14 protein-coding genes are annotated in these 14,853 nt (G+C 71.9%); 7 read left to right on the forward strand and 7 right to left on the reverse strand.

Annotated elements, in window-relative coordinates; genetic code table 11:
* Positions 1-79: 79 nt before the first annotated feature.
* The 4 genes from J0P97_RS08530 to J0P97_RS08545 all read right to left on the reverse strand — a co-directional run bounded on the left by J0P97_RS08530 (position 80) and on the right by J0P97_RS08545 (position 2,717).
* A complete protein-coding gene (locus J0P97_RS08530) occupies positions 80-1,489 on the reverse strand; it encodes an HNH endonuclease signature motif containing protein (protein ID WP_215487342.1) in 1,410 nt (469 codons plus the stop codon).
* A gap of 75 nt (positions 1,490-1,564) precedes the next feature.
* Positions 1,565-1,744 carry a hypothetical protein gene (locus J0P97_RS08535; RefSeq protein WP_246540044.1) on the reverse strand — a complete coding sequence of 60 codons (180 nt, stop codon included), beginning with the start codon at positions 1,742-1,744 and terminating at the stop codon, positions 1,565-1,567.
* Positions 1,744-1,902, reverse strand: coding sequence for a hypothetical protein (locus tag J0P97_RS08540; RefSeq protein WP_215487376.1), 159 nt, complete (start codon positions 1,900-1,902; stop codon positions 1,744-1,746). Before J0P97_RS08540 ends, J0P97_RS08535 begins: the two co-directional genes overlap by 1 nt.
* The gene (locus J0P97_RS08545) at positions 1,899-2,717 is read right to left on the reverse strand and encodes an HAD-IIA family hydrolase (protein ID WP_215487343.1); all 819 of its coding nucleotides are present in this window, start codon (positions 2,715-2,717) and stop codon (positions 1,899-1,901) included. The genes J0P97_RS08540 and J0P97_RS08545 overlap by 4 nt, the downstream gene beginning before the upstream one ends.
* Positions 2,718-2,758: 41 nt before the next feature.
* Here J0P97_RS08545 and J0P97_RS08550 point away from each other — a divergent pair, with 41 nt between their 5' ends.
* On the forward strand, positions 2,759-3,715 hold the full coding sequence (locus tag J0P97_RS08550) for an SDR family NAD(P)-dependent oxidoreductase (RefSeq protein WP_308163527.1): 957 nt from the start codon (positions 2,759-2,761) through the stop codon (positions 3,713-3,715).
* On the forward strand, positions 3,712-4,425 hold the full coding sequence (locus J0P97_RS08555) for a VIT1/CCC1 transporter family protein (RefSeq protein WP_215487344.1): 714 nt from the start codon (positions 3,712-3,714) through the stop codon (positions 4,423-4,425). The genes J0P97_RS08550 and J0P97_RS08555 overlap by 4 nt, the downstream gene beginning before the upstream one ends.
* A 63-nt stretch (positions 4,426-4,488) precedes the next feature.
* Here the strand turns inward: J0P97_RS08555 and J0P97_RS08560 are convergent, their stop codons facing one another.
* Together J0P97_RS08560 and J0P97_RS08565 are read right to left on the reverse strand one after the other, a co-directional pair.
* On the reverse strand, positions 4,489-5,139 hold the full coding sequence (locus J0P97_RS08560; protein WP_215487345.1) for a metal-dependent transcriptional regulator: 651 nt from the start codon (positions 5,137-5,139) through the stop codon (positions 4,489-4,491).
* Between the two features lie 9 nt (positions 5,140-5,148).
* Complete coding sequence (locus tag J0P97_RS08565; protein ID WP_246540046.1) at positions 5,149-6,489, reverse strand: Nramp family divalent metal transporter; 1,341 nt, start codon at positions 6,487-6,489, stop codon at positions 5,149-5,151.
* Positions 6,490-6,661: 172 nt separating this feature from the next.
* Between J0P97_RS08565 and J0P97_RS08570 the strand changes: the two genes are divergently transcribed.
* From J0P97_RS08570 to J0P97_RS08580, 3 genes are all read left to right on the forward strand, one after another.
* Positions 6,662-7,312: a TrmH family RNA methyltransferase gene (locus J0P97_RS08570; RefSeq protein WP_215487346.1), complete on the forward strand. Its 651-nt coding sequence runs from the start codon at positions 6,662-6,664 to the stop codon at positions 7,310-7,312.
* A 99-nt stretch (positions 7,313-7,411) separates the two neighbouring features.
* Positions 7,412-8,323 carry an ATP-binding cassette domain-containing protein gene (locus J0P97_RS08575; protein WP_215487347.1) on the forward strand — a complete coding sequence of 304 codons (912 nt, stop codon included), beginning with the start codon at positions 7,412-7,414 and terminating at the stop codon, positions 8,321-8,323.
* On the forward strand, positions 8,320-9,171 hold the full coding sequence (locus J0P97_RS08580) for an ABC-2 transporter permease (protein ID WP_246540048.1): 852 nt from the start codon (positions 8,320-8,322) through the stop codon (positions 9,169-9,171). The genes J0P97_RS08575 and J0P97_RS08580 overlap by 4 nt, the downstream gene beginning before the upstream one ends.
* Before the next feature lie 62 nt (positions 9,172-9,233).
* On the opposite strand, the gene J0P97_RS08585 is transcribed toward J0P97_RS08580, so the two are convergent.
* Positions 9,234-10,553 carry an MATE family efflux transporter gene (locus J0P97_RS08585; RefSeq protein ID WP_215487348.1) on the reverse strand — a complete coding sequence of 440 codons (1,320 nt, stop codon included), beginning with the start codon at positions 10,551-10,553 and terminating at the stop codon, positions 9,234-9,236.
* Between the two features lie 134 nt (positions 10,554-10,687).
* Here J0P97_RS08585 and J0P97_RS08590 point away from each other — a divergent pair, with 134 nt between their 5' ends.
* Both J0P97_RS08590 and J0P97_RS08595 read left to right on the forward strand, forming a co-directional pair.
* Positions 10,688-12,580, forward strand: coding sequence for a lipase family protein (locus J0P97_RS08590; RefSeq protein WP_215487349.1), 1,893 nt, complete (start codon positions 10,688-10,690; stop codon positions 12,578-12,580).
* Positions 12,581-12,673: 93 nt separating this feature from the next.
* Positions 12,674-14,698 carry a M13 family metallopeptidase gene (locus J0P97_RS08595; protein ID WP_215487350.1) on the forward strand — a complete coding sequence of 675 codons (2,025 nt, stop codon included), beginning with the start codon at positions 12,674-12,676 and terminating at the stop codon, positions 14,696-14,698.
* Positions 14,699-14,853 lie beyond the last annotated feature (155 nt).

Raw genomic sequence — 14,853 nt, forward strand, 5'->3', positions numbered from 1 at the left:
TGATGACGCGACCCGGGCGATGGTCACGGTGACCAGTCCGCTGCGCCCACTCGAGGCGGGTCAGCCTCCCCGGGCCGACTCACGTCGTCAAAATGCGCTTTTCGACCCGCTTTCGCAGTCGCGTGGGTGACGTGGTCACCGCGCGCCACTCGCGGCGGGCGTCGTGCCACGGCGGAGGCAGCACTTCGGGGATGCCGCGGTTCATCCGGATGCGCCACCCGATCCGCTCGAGGAACCGATGGTGGTACCAGCACAGCAATACGCCGTTGTCGGTGTGTGTCGGCCCGCCCGCCGCGTGCTCGGTCACATGGTGGATCTCGCACCAACCGGCGGGCGTCCCGCACCCCGGGATCACGCATCCGCCGTCGCGCAGCGCGATCGCGCGCCGCTGATGACGGTTGAACACCCGCTCCTCGGTACCGATGCCGACGATCCGTCCTGCCCGCAACGTGACCCGCTGCACCACGCCGCCGCACGCAATGTGACGGGCGACCGTCACACTCACGGGCTGATCGCACCCCTGTACGTGCGCGTACCCCGCGCCGCGCGCGAGGTCGTCAGCATCGACCGACACGACGAGCGTCGGCGCGGCCCCGCCGATCGTCGGCAGGAGGCCCGAGGATGCCGCGACGCGCAGCGCCGCCGCGAGTGCATCGTGCTGCCGCTGCGCCCGGGTGCGATCGTCGCGCGCGGGCAATGGCCCCTCGGCATCCGCCGAGGGGTCGTCGAAGGCGACCTTCGGCGACAGCTGCGCATCGAAGATCGTCTGCAGCTGCGCCGCCACCTCGGGGAGCAGCACACCCCGGATCGGCACGCCGACGGGCGAGGCGACGCCCATCACCACCGCGCGCTTGCGCTCGGCGACGCGCTCCCGCGGCTCGGCACCGTCCTGATCGAGGGCGAGCGCCCACGTCTGCGCGTGGATTCTCAGCAGGGCGGCGCACGCGGGCGGCGCGGCATCCGGCCCCTCGCCCCGCGCCTCGGCCACGACGACGTCGGCCGCCGCGCGTCGTGCCTGCGCCGATACGCGCGGGGCTGTCGCCTGCAGGGAATCGGTGATCGCGAGGATGCCGTCGACGCCGACCGTGCCGTCGAGCATCGCTTCGCGCACACTCGGGAACGGCGCGTCGAGGGCCTCGCCCGACGTGTCGGACACGGCCGGGCGCACCGCCGTCGATGCCCGCACCAGCCGCGCGGCCGTCTGCGGCCGCACACGGGTGAGGGACTGGACGAGCTCGACCGTGTCGCGGCATCCGAAGTGCGACGTCATCCGCTCGTCGCGCACCGCCCGCGCGGAGCGCCGCGCCATCTCGCCGACCGCATCGACGACGAGCGCCTCGGCGAGCCGGGCGAAGCCCGCGATCGCGGCCACCTGCGCGGCGAGCTCCGCCTCCGTCGCGCGCTCCAGGGCCCTCTGGGATGCCGCGTCGCGCACCAGCCCGATGGCCCGCATGTGCAGGTCGTCGAGCCGATCCGTGAGGAGGTCCATACCCTGATTCTGACAGGGGGTTCCGACATCGATCGCGACGGAAAGTCCTGTTCAGATCGTCAAAATCAGTCTTCCTCAGCGGAAGATCGGCAGTTGGGAGGCCAGTGCCAGAACCAGCCCGGCCAGCGTCAGCAGCATGATGCCGCGCCCGTTGGGGAGGGGCGTGCCCTGCGGGGCATCCTTTCGCCCCTGGATGAACAGGATCAGCGCGATGATCAGCAGCGCGAGCGCGGTGAGGATCAGGACGAGGGCCATCAGCTGTCTCCTGCTCCCGCGTCCGGACCCCGTCCGCCGCCACCGCGCCGCCGTGAGCGCACATACTGGACGACGAACGCCGTCAGAGTCCCGAGCAGGATGATGATCGAGGTCACGTACAGGGCGGTCTGCTCTCCTGCGGTCACCACAGCGGTCACAGCCCCACGGTGATGTCGGGAAGCTCGGATTCGGCGTCCTCCGGGTCGAGCAGATCCGCCACCGAGTCGAGGATCTCGTCGGGGCGGAACGGGTAGCGCTCGATCTCCGCATCATCCGAGATCCCGGTGCGGACGAGGATCGTGTGCAGCCCCGCCTCGATGCCGGCGACGACGTCCGTGTCCATGCGGTCGCCGATCATTCCGGTGTTCTCCGAGTGCGCCCCGATCCGGTTCATCGCCGAGCGGAACATCATCGGGTTCGGCTTGCCGACGACGTAGGGCGCCTTGCCCGTCGCGTGGGTGATGAGCGCCGCGAACGACCCGGTGGCCGGGACGATTCCGGCGGGGGTGGGGCCCGTGGCATCCGGATTGGTGATGATGAACCGCGCGCCGGCGTTGATGAAGCGGATCGCCTGGGTGATGCGGTCGAACGAGTAGTTGCGCGTCTCGCCGATCACCACGTAGTCGGGCTGCGTCTCGGTCATGACGTAGCCGGCCTCATGGAGCGCGGTCGTCAGCCCCGCCTCACCGATGACGAAGGCCGTGCCGCCGGGGTGCTGCGACCGCAGGAAGTCCGCCGTCGCGAGCGCCGACGTCCAGATGCGGTCCTCGGGCACCTCGAGCCCCGAGATGCGCAGGCGTGCGCTGAGATCCCGCGGCGTGTAGAACGGATTGTTCGTGAGGACGAGGAACGGCGTCCCCGCGTCGCGCCACTGGGCGAGCAGCTCCGCGGCGCCCGGAATCGGCTTGCTCTCGTGGACGAGCACGCCGTCCATGTCCGTCAACCAGCATTCGATATCGGCGCGCGTCCGCATGGGACCAGACTAGCGGGGCGAAAGCGCCTAGGGTCGGACACGTGGCGCGCGACCGGTGGGACCCGATGCAGCTCCCCGACCTCAGTGGGAAGCGGTACCTCGTCACGGGATCGACCGCCGGACTCGGGTTCTTCTCCTCGTTGCAGTTGGCGGGCGCCGGCGCTCACGTCCTCATGACCGGACGCCACCCGAAACGCCTCGCCACGGCGCGGGCCGCCGTGATCCGCCAGGTTCCGGATGCCGAGGTGGACACGCTGCTCCTCGACACGAGCAACCTGGGCTCGGTGCGCGCGGCGGCCGCGACCGTCCGCGGGCGCGCGGGCCTGCACGGCCTGCTTCTGAACGCCGGCGTCGTCCATCCGCCCCGCCATCGGACGACCACCGCCGACGGACACGAGCTCGTCTTCGCGACCAACGCCCTCGGCCACTACGCCCTCGCCGGCGAGCTCCTCCTGCCCCTCGCCGCGGGGCGCGGCCGCATGGTCTGGGTCGGGTCGATGTCGACCTCGCTGTGGCCGTACGACCCGGTCGACCCCGAGCTCGAGAGCGGCTACACGCCCTGGCGCGCGTATGTGCAGTCCAAGGTCGCCACGACCGCCCTCGGCTTCGAGGCCGACCGGCGCCTCCGCGCGGCGAACGTGCCGATCGCGAGCCTCGTCGCCCACCCCGGATACTCCGTGGGCGGGCGCACGCGCGGCATCGCGGGGATCAACGCGCCCTCGCGTCGCCAGCGCTTCTTCGGCAACCTCCAGGCGCCGATCACCCAGTCCAAGGAGCACGGCGCGTGGCCGCTCGTCCGGGCGCTGGTGGATCCGGATGCCGAGAGCGGCTCGTTCTGGGGGCCGTCGCGCGTCGTCGGCGGGGAGCCGCGACGCGCGTCGCCCGCCAAGATCACGCGCGACGAGGACATCGCGGGCGGCCTCTGGAACTACTGCGAGCACGCGACGGGGATCGAGTGGCCCTACCTCAAGGCCAGCCGGAAGCGCCGTCGGCGATGATCGACATCGCGCCGGGCGGACGCACCCCCTGGCAGCGGCTGCGGGCGGCGGTGTCGGATGCCGCGAGCTTCCGCGGCTGGGTCGTGAACGCCAACGACGGCATCATCGCGACCGCGGGTCTCCTCCAGGGTTTCGCCGGCGCCGGCGCGAGCGACCGCCTCCTGCTGTTCGCGGCGACCGCGGCGACCATCGCCGGCGGCCTGTCCGCGGGCGGTGCCGAGTGGGCGGAGGTCGCCGCCGAACGCGAGGCAGAGCAGCGCGCAGCGCGCGAGGAGAGCGCGGAGCTCGCCGCCGACCTGCAGGGCGAGATCGAGGACCTCGCGGCGCACTGGCGCGCGAAGGGTCTCACGCCGGAGACGGCGCGGAAAGTGGCCGAGGAGCTCACCGCGCACGATCCCGTCGCGGCTCAGCTCGAGGCGGAATACGGCATCGACGAGCTCATGGCCGCGGCCGCCCCGGTCTGGTCAGGGATCTCGAGCGCCCTCGCGTACATGCTGGGGGCGTTCGTCCCGCTCCTCATCACGTGGCTCGTCCCCGTCCAGACCGAGAACACCCTCATCTTCGCCGCGGTCGTCGTCTCACTGATCCTGACGTCGTTCATCGCCGCGCGCGCTGCTCACCTCGACATGCGGCGCGTGCTCGTCCGGAGTCTCGTCGTGGGCATCGGCACGATGCTCGTCAGCTACCTCGCGGGTCTCGCCTTTTTCTGAGCTGCGACGTTCCGCGCATCGACCGCCCGAGCCGTCGAGGTCATCCCGTCGGCGGGGGATGCCTCAGATCGTGAGCCACACGGCCGAGGCCGCGGCATCCGGCAGCGGGATCGACGCGCCGTCATCGACGCGCACGGCGCCGCCCTCCAGGACCGTCACGGTGTGTCCGACATCGATGCCCACGCCCTCGAGCGCGCGGAGAAGCCCGGGATCGCGGTCGCTCACCCGCAGCACCCGCCCGGTGTGTCCGAGAGGCGCGGCCACGAGGAGCACGAACGGATCGCGCTCGACCGCGCCCGCGGCATCCGGGATCGGGTCGCCGTGCGGATCGCGCGTGGGGTGGCCGAGCCGGGCGGAGATCCCCTCCAGCAGACGGTCGCTGATCGCGTGCTCGAGCACCTCTGCCTCGTCGTGCACCTCGTCCCACGCGTAGCCGAACTCGCGCACCAGCCAGGTCTCGATGAGGCGGTGGCGGCGGATGATGGATGCCGCACGCACACGCCCCGCATCCGTCAGCGACACGGGGCCGTACGGGCGGTGAGTGACGAACCCCGCCGCGGCGAGCTTCTGCACCATCTCGGTGACCGTGGAAGGGGCCAGGCCCAGCGTCGCCGCCAGCTGCGACGGGGTCACCGGGTCGGACTGCCACTCGGTGTGGTGGTAGATCGTCTTCAGGTAGTCGTCGATCGCGGTCGACGGCGGGGCGGCGGGCACGTTCCCAGGCTAACCGCCGCTGAGGACGAGCCACAGGAGCAGGCCGTTCAGCGCCACCAGGAAGACCGCCGCGAGAACGCCCGCCGCCGTCGTCCACCAGCGGTTGCGATGCGCGCCGAGGACGTCGGTGCGCGCCGTCAGCCACACGAGCGGGATCAGGGCGAACGGGATGCCGAAGCTCAGCACCACCTGGCTCAGCACCAGCGCCGCGGTCGGGTCGACGCCCACCGCCAGGAGTGCGATCGCGGGGACGAGCGTCACGAGTCGCCGCGCGAGGAGCGGCACGCGCACGCGCAGGAGCCCGTGCATGATCTCGGCGCCGGCGTAGGCTCCCACGGCGGTGCTCGCGAGCCCGCTCGCGAGGAGCCCCACCGCGAAGAGGGTCGCGACGGTGGCGCCGAGACCGTCGCGCAGGGCGGCATAGGCCCCCTCGAGGGTGTCGGTGCCGGCGACCTGGTCGAGGTTCGCCGCCGCGAGCAGCAGGATCGCCAGGTTGACGGTCCCGGCGATGATGAGCGCGATGCTGACGTCCCAGCGCGTGGCGCGGAGGAGGCGGTGGATGCCGGCGGCGCGCTCCGCGGGGCGTGCAGAGAGGTGGGCGGCGTCGGAGGCGAACCGGTCGCGCGCGAGCGCGGAGTGGGCGTAGATCGCGTGCGGCATGATCGTCGCGCCGAGGATCGACGCGGCCAGGAGCACCGAGTCGGCGCCCTCGAACCGGGGGAGGAGGCCCCCGGCGATGGCCCCGGCATCCGGCGGGGCGATGAAGACCCCCGCGAGGAAGCCGAGCGCGATGATCGCGAGAAGGGCGATCACGACGAACTCGAACGCGCGGGCTCCGCGTCGCTGCTGCACGAGGAGGAGCGCGATCGACACCGCGCCGGTGAGGAGCCCGCCGAGCGGGAGCGGGATGCCGAACAGGAGCCACAGGGCGACGGCGCCGCCGATCACCTCCGCGATGTCGGTCGCCATGGCGACCAGTTCGGCCTGCAGCCAGTACGCGCGCCTCCCGGTCGTCGTGCGGAAACGGGCGCCGAGGGTCTCGGCGAGGCTGCGTCCCGTGACGACGCCGAGCTTTGCCGAGAGGTACTGGATCAGCCACGCCATGACGTTGCCGAGAACGACGACCCACACCAGGAGATAGCCGAACCGCGCGCCGGCGGTCATGTTGCTGGCGACGTTGCCCGGGTCGAGGTACGCGACCCCGGCGACCAGGGCGGGCCCCAGCAGCCACGCGGCCCGAGGCCGGCGGCCGTCTGCGGCGCGGGCGCCGACCCGGGTACGACCGGCGCCGGCGCCGGCGCCGGCATCGGGGGTCGCCCGCTCCGGGTCCGACATCACAGTTTTCGGCATGCCGAAAACTGTACCAGCGCATTTTTCGGCGCACCGAAAAATCTCCTGGGTTCCGGGCTCCGGTGATCCGGTGGGGGAGGACGGGGACGCCGCGGGATTCCGGGGGATACGGCGGTCGGTGGCGGGCCGAGGCGCGGATCGGAGGAGTTTCGGCGGCGGCTAGCCTGGTGCGATGCACCCGTCCGAGCCCGCCGAGCCCGCCGAGCCCGCCGAACCCGAGCTGGCGGTGGGGGTCGGGCCGTGGCCGGGCAGCCAGGATTCCTGGCCCGACGATGCGCGGTACGACCGGGACCTGCTGGCGGACGGCGACCGGCGAAATGTGATCGACCGCTACCGGTACTGGACGATGGACGCCATCGTCGCCGACCTCGACGAGCACCGGCACCCGTTCCATGTGGCGATCGAGAACTGGCAGCACGACATGAACATCGGCTCGATCGTCCGCAGCGCGAACGCGTTCGGCGCCGCCGAGGTGCACATCATCGGACGCCGTCGCTGGAATCGTCGCGGCGCGATGGTCACCGACCGGTATCAGCACGTCCGCCATCACGAGGACGTGGCCGACTTCGCCGCGTGGGCGCACGATGCCGGCATCCCCGTGATCGCGGTCGACAACGTCCCGGGCTCGGTGCCCGTCGACCGCGCCGACCTGCCGGAGCGCTGCGTGCTGCTGTTCGGTCAGGAGGGTCCGGGGCTGTCGCCCGACGCGGTGGCCGCGGCATCCGCCGTCGTCGAGATCACGCAGTACGGCTCGACCCGCTCGATCAACGCGAGCGCCGCCGCCGCCGTGGTCATGTACGAGTGGTGCCGCCGCTGGGCCTGACCGGCGCGCCCGGATGTCATCCCGAAGTACCACGCCGGCCGGTCGAGATCGCCCGTGCGGCGGATGCGCCGCCGCCACTCGGGTGCGTAACGTCGAAGCATGATCACAGCCGAGAACCTCACCAAGCGCTACGGCGCGAAGACGGCCGTCGACGACGTCTCCTTCACCGTCCGACCGGGTCAGGTCACGGGCTTCCTGGGGCCGAACGGCGCGGGCAAGTCGACGACCATGCGGATGATCGTCGGCCTCGACCGCCCCACGTCGGGGCACACGACCGTCGGCGGCACCGATTACCGGCACCTGAAAGCTCCCCTTCGCGAAGTCGGGGTGCTGCTGGATGCCAAGGCCGTGCACACCGGGCGGAGCGCCCGCAGCCACCTGCGCGCCATGGCAGCGACGCACGGCATCCCCGCGCGCCGCGTCGACGAGGTGATCGAGCTCACCGGCCTCACGTCGGTCGCAGGCAAGCGCGCGGGCAAGTTCTCCCTCGGAATGGGCCAGCGGCTCGGGATCGCGTCCGCGCTGCTGGGCGACCCGCACACCCTCATCCTCGATGAGCCGGTGAACGGCCTCGACCCCGAGGGCGTGCGCTGGGTGCGTCAGTTCGTTCGCTACCTCGCGGCCGAGGGCCGCACCGTCCTGCTGTCGAGCCACCTCATGAGCGAGATGTCGCAGACCGCCGACCAGGTCATCGTGCTGGGGCGCGGGAAGGTGCTCGCCGACGCGCCGCTGTCGGAGCTCGTCCGCTCGTGGACGACCTCGCAGGTGCGCGTGCGCAGTCCGCGCGCGGCCGAGCTCGCTGATCGCATCGCGGGGGACGGCGTCACGGTGACGAGCGCGGGAGCGGGCCTGCTCGACGTCGCCGGCCTGCCCGCCGACCGCATCGGCGACGTCGCGGCGGCACACGGCATCCCGCTGCACGAACTGACCCCTACGACGGGTTCGCTCGAGGAGGCCTACCTCGCGCTCACCGGCGAGTCGGTCGAGTACAAGACGAAGGAGATCGCATGAGCACCCCCACCCTCGCCTCACCCGGCGCCGTCGCCCCCGCCGCTGGATCGAGCGCCGCAGACGCGTACCGCCTGACCTTCCCCCGCGTCGTGCGATCGGAGTGGATCAAGTTCACGACGCTCCGATCGACGTGGTGGTCGATCGCGATCACGGCCGTGCTCACGATCGGCATCGCTCTCCTGATCACCGGGGCCATCGCCGGATCGGGAGGTCCTGCCGGCTTCTCCGCGATCACCGCGGTCACCTCGCCCGTGCAGTTCACGATGCTGCTCGCGGGCATCCTCGGCGCGATCGCGATCACCGGCGAGTACGGCACCGGCATGATCCGCTCGACGCTCGCGGCCGTGCCCGTCCGGGGCATGGCGCTGCTCGCGAAGGCCGTCGTCGTCGCCGGGGCGATGTTCATCGCCTCGTTCGTGATCTTCCTCGCCGCCGCGCTGGCGATCACGCCCCTGCTGACGGCGGAGCAGTCGTTCGACTGGGGCTCGCCCCGCGGCACCTGGCTGCCTCTGCTCGCGGCCTCCGCCTCGATGGCGGTCTTCGCCCTCATCGGGCTGTCCTTCGGCTTCCTGCTGCGTTCGGGCGCCGGAGCGATCGCGGTGACCGTCGGCGTGCTGTTCGTGCTGCCGATCGTCGCGAGCTTCTTCGTGATGGCCGGTCCCGGCTGGCAGTGGATCGTCACCGCCGGCGACTACCTGCCGATGACCGCGGCGAACCAGCTGATCTTCGCCTCGACGTCATCGGGCCCCGATGCCCCCGCGGCGCTCCCGGCCGCGCTCGCGCTCGCAGGATGGAGCGTCGGCGGCCTGCTGGCCGCGTGGACGGTGCTGCGCACGCGCGACGCGTAAGTCGTGCGCCGCTGCCGTGAGCCCCCGAGAGACGAGGGGCTCGCGGCGGTGGCATCCGCCCGTCACGCCCCGGCGGTGATCCACTCCGGGCGGCGGATCCGCCAGCCCAGCGTTCCCAGCCGGGCGAGCATGAACACCCCGAAGAAGCACGCCGCGAGCCAGGCGAGTCCCGCGGACCCGGTCGGGTGCAGCACCGCGACGACGAGGAGCGCGGGCGCGTACGGCACGAGGTTCAGCGCGCCAGCGACGGCGAGGTAGCGGACATCCCCCGCTCCCATCAGCACTCCGTCGAGCACGAACACGATGCCGCAGACCGGCTGTGCGACCGCGAGGACGAGGAGCGCCGGCTGGATGAGGTCCGCGAGATCGCGGGAGCCCGTGAAGACGACCCCGATCACGCCCGACAGGGCCGCGATGAGCGCCCCCACCACGACGCCGAACCACGCTCCCCACGCCACCGTGCGACCGAGGACCCGGCGGACGAACGGCTCGTCCTGCGCCCCGAGCCCCCGCCCGATGAGCGCCTGCGCCGCGATCGCGAGCGCATCCAGCGCGAACGCCGCGGTCGAGAAGATCGTGAACGCGACCTGCCAGCCGGCGAGCTCGTCCGTGCCGAGCCCGGTCGCGACGAAGACCGTGAGCAGCAGGGCCGCACGCAGCGACACCGTGCGCAGGAACAGCCATCCCCCCGACCGCGCCGAGCCGCGCAGCCCGGCGCGTTCCGGGCGGAGGGATGCCGAGTGCTTGCGGGCGAGGCGTCCGATGACGATGGCGTACGCGCCGACCATGGCCCACTGCGCGACGACGGTCCCGGCTGCGGACCCCGCGATGCCCCACCCGAGACCGTAGATGAACAGCCCGTTGAGGAGCGCGTTGAGAGCGAAGCCGATCCCGGCGATCCACAGCGGTGTGACGGTGTCCTGCATCCCGCGCAGGAGGCCGGTCGCCGCGAAGACGATGAGCATGGCCGGCAGCCCCCACATCGACAGCTGGAGGTAGGTGACCGCCTGCGCGGTCACCTCGGGCGCCGCCCCGAACAGGCCGGTGAGCCAGGGGGTGAGCGCCGAGCCGACCACCGCGAGCACGGCGCCGAGGCCGAGGGCGAGCCACAGGCCGTCGATCCCCGCGCGGACCGCGCCGGTGTGCTCGCCCGCGCCGAAGCGCCGCGCGACGGCCGGGGTCGTGGAGTAGGCGAGGAACACCATGAGGCCGACGATGGTCTGCAGCACCGCCGAGGCGATGCCGAGCCCCGCGAGCGGGACGACGCCCAGATGCCCGATGAGGGCGGCGTCGACGATGAGGAAGAGCGGCTCGGCGACGAGCGCGCCGAGCGCGGGGACGGCGAGGCGCAGGATCTCCCGGTTGAGGGTCGCGGTCGCCATGATCACGAGCCTACGGTGAGGTGCGGACACGCCGCCCCACGAGGCCACCGGATGGGCGCGCACGCGCCGCGCCGGAGGATACCCCCGGTCCGAGGCTGGTCGGCGCGCCGCGATCCCTCTCGTAGCCTTGACGGATGGCGCGCGAGAGCTGGACGAGACGCCTCACCCTGGTGAGGCTCGTGGAGCGCCTCCCCGCCTGGGTGCGGATCGTGCTCTCGATCGTGTCGATCATCCTCGGCGGGGTCATCGTCCTCCGCCCGACCACGGCGCTCGACCTGCTCGCCTTCCTCCTCGGCGGCGGCATGGTGCTCACCGGCATCCTCGAGGCGACCGGGCGCGTCGACGAGGGTGAGCGCCGGTGGCGCGGTGCGCTGGCGGCGGTGTGGATCCTCGTCGGCGTCTTCGTCCTCGCCTGGCCGGGGCTCACGGTGCGCGCGATGGCGATCGTCACCGGCATCCTGCTGCTGTCGGCGGGCGCAGCGGGCATCATCGGAGCCTTCGCCAGGGGCCGCGGCTGGGACGCGCGCATCGCGGATGCCGCGTTCGGAGTGACCGGCCTCATCTTCGGCATCCTGGCGCTCGGCTGGCCCGACATCACGCTCCTCGTGGTCGCGGTGGTGTTCGGCGCGATGCTCATCATGCGGGGCATCTCCGACCTGTGGCTCGCGCTGCGGCGCCGCCGGGACGAGAGGATCGACGCCGCGAACGACGGGCGCACGCCGCCGCCGAAGCGACGCTGGGGGCGGGCCGTCGTCGCGATCGTCTCCGTCGCGGCGGCCGCGGCGTTCGCGGTCGCGACCGCGCCGCTGCGCGAGGGATCCACCGTCGTCGACGAGTTCTACGCGGCCCCCCGCTCGATCCCCGAACAGCCGGGGCAGCTCATCCGCTACGAGCCGTTCACGCGCGAGGTGCCGAAGGGCGCCGAGGCGTGGCGCATCCTCTACACGACGACCGGCGTCGACGGGCGGATCCGGGTCGCGAGCGGGCTCGTGGTCGTCCCCCTCGCCCCGTCTCCGGAGTCCCCCCGCAACGCCGCGGGCGGGGACGCGGCCGGTGAGGATGCCGATGCGAGCATGATCGAGCGCGCCCGCCCCTGGCCCGTCATCGACTGGAACCATTCGACCACCGGGTTCGCGCAGCACTGCGCCCCGAGCCTGCAGCAGCGTCCGTTCTGGGCGGGTGGGCTCTACGTCGTGAAGAAGGTCATCAAGGAGGGGTGGGCGATCGTCGCGCCCGACTACATCGGTCTCGGCACCGCGGGCGTGCATCCCTACCTGTTCGGCGAGGCGAGCGCCACGGCATCCCTCGACGCCGTCCGCGCCGCTCGGCAGCTGGACGAGGCGAACCTGAGCCCTGCGACCGTCGTCTGGGGGCACTCGCAGGGCGGCGGCGCGGCGCTGTGGGCCGGCGGAGTCGCTCGCGAGTACGCACCGGACGTGTGGATCCGCGGCGTCGCCGCCTTCGCGCCCGCCGACGATCCGCCCGCGCTCGTCGGCCACGTGTCGGAGGTCACCGGCGGCCTGATCTTCGCCTCCTATGCGTTCGCCGCGTACTCGGAGACGTATCCGGAGATCACCTACGAGCGCTACATCCGCCCCGGCCTCCAGCCCGTGCTCCGCGCGATGTCGCAGCGGTGCCTCACCGATCCGTCGATGGCGCTGTCGGTCGCCGCGGTGCTCGGCACGAGCCTGGACCCCGAGCTCTTCGCGGCCGACCCCTCCTCCGGCGCGCTCGGTGAGCGGCTGCGGGAGAGCATCGCCCCCCTGCAGATCGGCCCGCCGGTGTTCATCGGACAGGGCGGCAACGACTCGATCGTGCTGCCGGCGATGCAGGACGCCTTCGTCGAGAGCATGTGCGCCACGGGCCAGCGGGTCGATTACCGCCGATATGCGGGGTACGAGCACGCGCAGGTCATGGAGACCTACTCCCCGATGGTCGCGGACGCGATCGCGTGGACCCACGACCGCTTCGACGGGACGTACACGGCGGGTGCGCCGACCTGCACGACGCTCGACGTCCCGCAGTGAGCGCGCCGGGCGGCACCCCATGGATTCGATGAGAAAGCCCCCACACTCGGCCCGCGGATTCGCGCTGTCGGGAGCGCGGATTACTGTAGAGGAATGACCGAGAACACCCCCCGCTCGGGTATCGAGCTGTCCGAGCTGAGCGCCGACATCCGACCGCAGGACGACCTGTTCCGTCACGTCAACGGGGCCTGGCTCGAGCGCACCGAGATCCCCGAGGACAAGGCGCGCTGGGGGTCCTTCCACCTCATCGCCGAGCAGGCGGAGAAGGACGTCCGCGCCATCATCGAGGAGTCGACCTCAGCCGAGCCCGGCACCGAGACGCGCAAGATCGGCGACCTGTTCACGAGCTTCATGGACACCGAGCGCATCGAGAGCCTCGGCGCGTCGCCGCTCGTGGGTCAGCTCGCCCGCGTCGATGAGATCGACTCCATCCCGTCCCTGCTGCGGACGGTCGGCGAACTCGAGCGCGAGGGCGTCGGCGGCCTCATCGGCGTCTACATCGAGCCCGACCCCGGCAACCCGCAGCGCTACGTCGTCTTCTTCACGCAGTCGGGTCTCTCGCTCCCCGACGAGAGCTACTACCGCCTCGAGAACTTCACCTCAACGCGCACGGCGTTCCGGGAGTACGTGGCGACCATGCTCGGGCTCGCCGGCGTGCCGGACGCCGCTGCCCAGGCCGACCGCGTCCTCGCGATCGAGACCGAGATCGCCGGCCACCACTGGGACAACGTCCGCACCCGGGACGCCGTCGCGACGTACAACCTGATGACCTGGGCCGACGTGCGGGAGCTCGTCGGCGCCGACCTCGATCCGTGGCTGGATGCCGTGGCCCCGGGCTTCCAGGACGGGTTCGCCGAGATCAACGTCAACGAGCCGAGTGCGCTCACGGGGCTCGGGTCCCTCCTCACGGAGGACCGCCTCGAGGACTGGAAGGCGTGGCTGCGGCTGCACGTGATCCGGGCGTCGGCGGCCTTCCTCTCGAGCGACTTCGTCGACGCGAACTTCGCGTTCTACGGCACCGAGCTCACCGGCGTCCCGGTCAACCGCGAGCGCTGGAAGCGCGGTGTCAGCTTCGTCGAGGCCGCGATGGGCGAGGCCGTCGGCAAGGTGTACGTCGAGCGTCACTTCCCGCCGGCGGCGAAGGAGGAGATGGACGAACTGGTCGCCAATCTCATCGAGGCGTACCGGCAGTCGATCTCGGCGCTCGAGTGGATGACCCCCGCCACGCGCGAACGCGCGCTGGAGAAGCTCGCCGCCTTCACGCCGAAGGTCGGCTTCCCGGTGAAGTGGAAGGACTACGCGGCCCTCGAGGTCGACCCCGCCGACCTCATCGGCAACGTGCTGCGCACGAACGCGTGGGAGCACGACCGGCAGCTCGCGAAGCTCGGCGCGCCCATCGACCGCGACGAGTGGTACATGACCCCGCAGACGGTCAACGCGTACTACAACCCGCTGATGAACGAGATCGTCTTCCCCGCAGCGATCCTGCAGTACCCGTTCTTCGACCTTGAGCGGGACGCCGCCGCGAACTACGGCGGGATCGGTGCCGTCATCGGGCACGAGATCGGCCACGGGTTCGACGATCAGGGATCGGCGTTCGACGGCACCGGCGCGCTCAACGACTGGTGGACCGACGAGGACCGCTCCGCGTTCGAAGAGCGGACCAAGGCGCTCATCGCGCAGTACGACGCGCTCGTGCCGCAGGGGCTCTCCGAGGACCATCACGTCAACGGGGCGCTCACGATCGGGGAGAACATCGGCGACCTCGGTGGTCTCGGGATCGCGCTGAAGGCCTACCGGCTGCACCTCGCCGCTGACCCTTCGACGAGCTCAGGGACCGGTGACGCGACGGCCCCCGAGCCTGTCGAGGGGTCGGATGGGCCGGAGATCGACGGGTTCACCGGCATCCAGCGCCTGCTGCTGAGCTGGGCGCAGATCTGGCAGCAGAAGGGCCGGGATGCCGAGACGATCCGCCTGCTGACGATCGACCCGCACTCGCCGAACGAGTTCCGCTGCAACCAGATCGTGCGCAACGTCGATGAGTTCTACCGCGCGTTCGATGTCGCGGGCGGTGACGCCCTCTGGCTCGACGCCGATCAGCGCGTCACGATCTGGTGAGCGAGACCGTTCGGCGGCGCCGACCCGGGGGCGCCGAGCCGGAGCAGCCGCGCGAGGGATCCGCTCGCGCGGCGTACCGCGCGAGCCACGGCGCGGATGCCGCCGGCGATGTCGTCGGCTCGGGAGGCGCCGGCGCCGGCGGCGCGGCGTCGCGC

The sequence above is a fragment of the Microbacterium flavum genome (assembly GCF_018717645.1).
In the GTDB taxonomy this organism is placed as follows: domain Bacteria; phylum Actinomycetota; class Actinomycetes; order Actinomycetales; family Microbacteriaceae; genus Microbacterium; species Microbacterium flavum.

Bases quoted from the DNA above. Each gene is read 5' to 3' on its own strand.
- J0P97_RS08530 (WP_215487342.1), bottom strand. From the start codon at position 1,489: ATGGACCTCCTCACGGATCGGCTCGACGACCTGCACATGCGGGCCATC.
- J0P97_RS08535 (WP_246540044.1), bottom strand. From the start codon at position 1,744: ATGGCCCTCGTCCTGATCCTCACCGCGCTCGCGCTGCTGATCATCGCG.
- J0P97_RS08545 (WP_215487343.1), bottom strand. From the start codon at position 2,717: ATGCGGACGCGCGCCGATATCGAATGCTGGTTGACGGACATGGACGGC.
- J0P97_RS08555 (WP_215487344.1), top strand. From the start codon at position 3,712: ATGATCGACATCGCGCCGGGCGGACGCACCCCCTGGCAGCGGCTGCGG.
- J0P97_RS08565 (WP_246540046.1), bottom strand. From the start codon at position 6,489: ATGCCGAAAACTGTGATGTCGGACCCGGAGCGGGCGACCCCCGATGCC.
- J0P97_RS08570 (WP_215487346.1), top strand. From the start codon at position 6,662: ATGCACCCGTCCGAGCCCGCCGAGCCCGCCGAGCCCGCCGAACCCGAG.
- J0P97_RS08575 (WP_215487347.1), top strand. From the start codon at position 7,412: ATGATCACAGCCGAGAACCTCACCAAGCGCTACGGCGCGAAGACGGCC.
- J0P97_RS08580 (WP_246540048.1), top strand. From the start codon at position 8,320: ATGAGCACCCCCACCCTCGCCTCACCCGGCGCCGTCGCCCCCGCCGCT.
- J0P97_RS08585 (WP_215487348.1), bottom strand. From the start codon at position 10,553: ATGGCGACCGCGACCCTCAACCGGGAGATCCTGCGCCTCGCCGTCCCC.
- J0P97_RS08590 (WP_215487349.1), top strand. From the start codon at position 10,688: ATGGCGCGCGAGAGCTGGACGAGACGCCTCACCCTGGTGAGGCTCGTG.
- J0P97_RS08595 (WP_215487350.1), top strand. From the start codon at position 12,674: ATGACCGAGAACACCCCCCGCTCGGGTATCGAGCTGTCCGAGCTGAGC.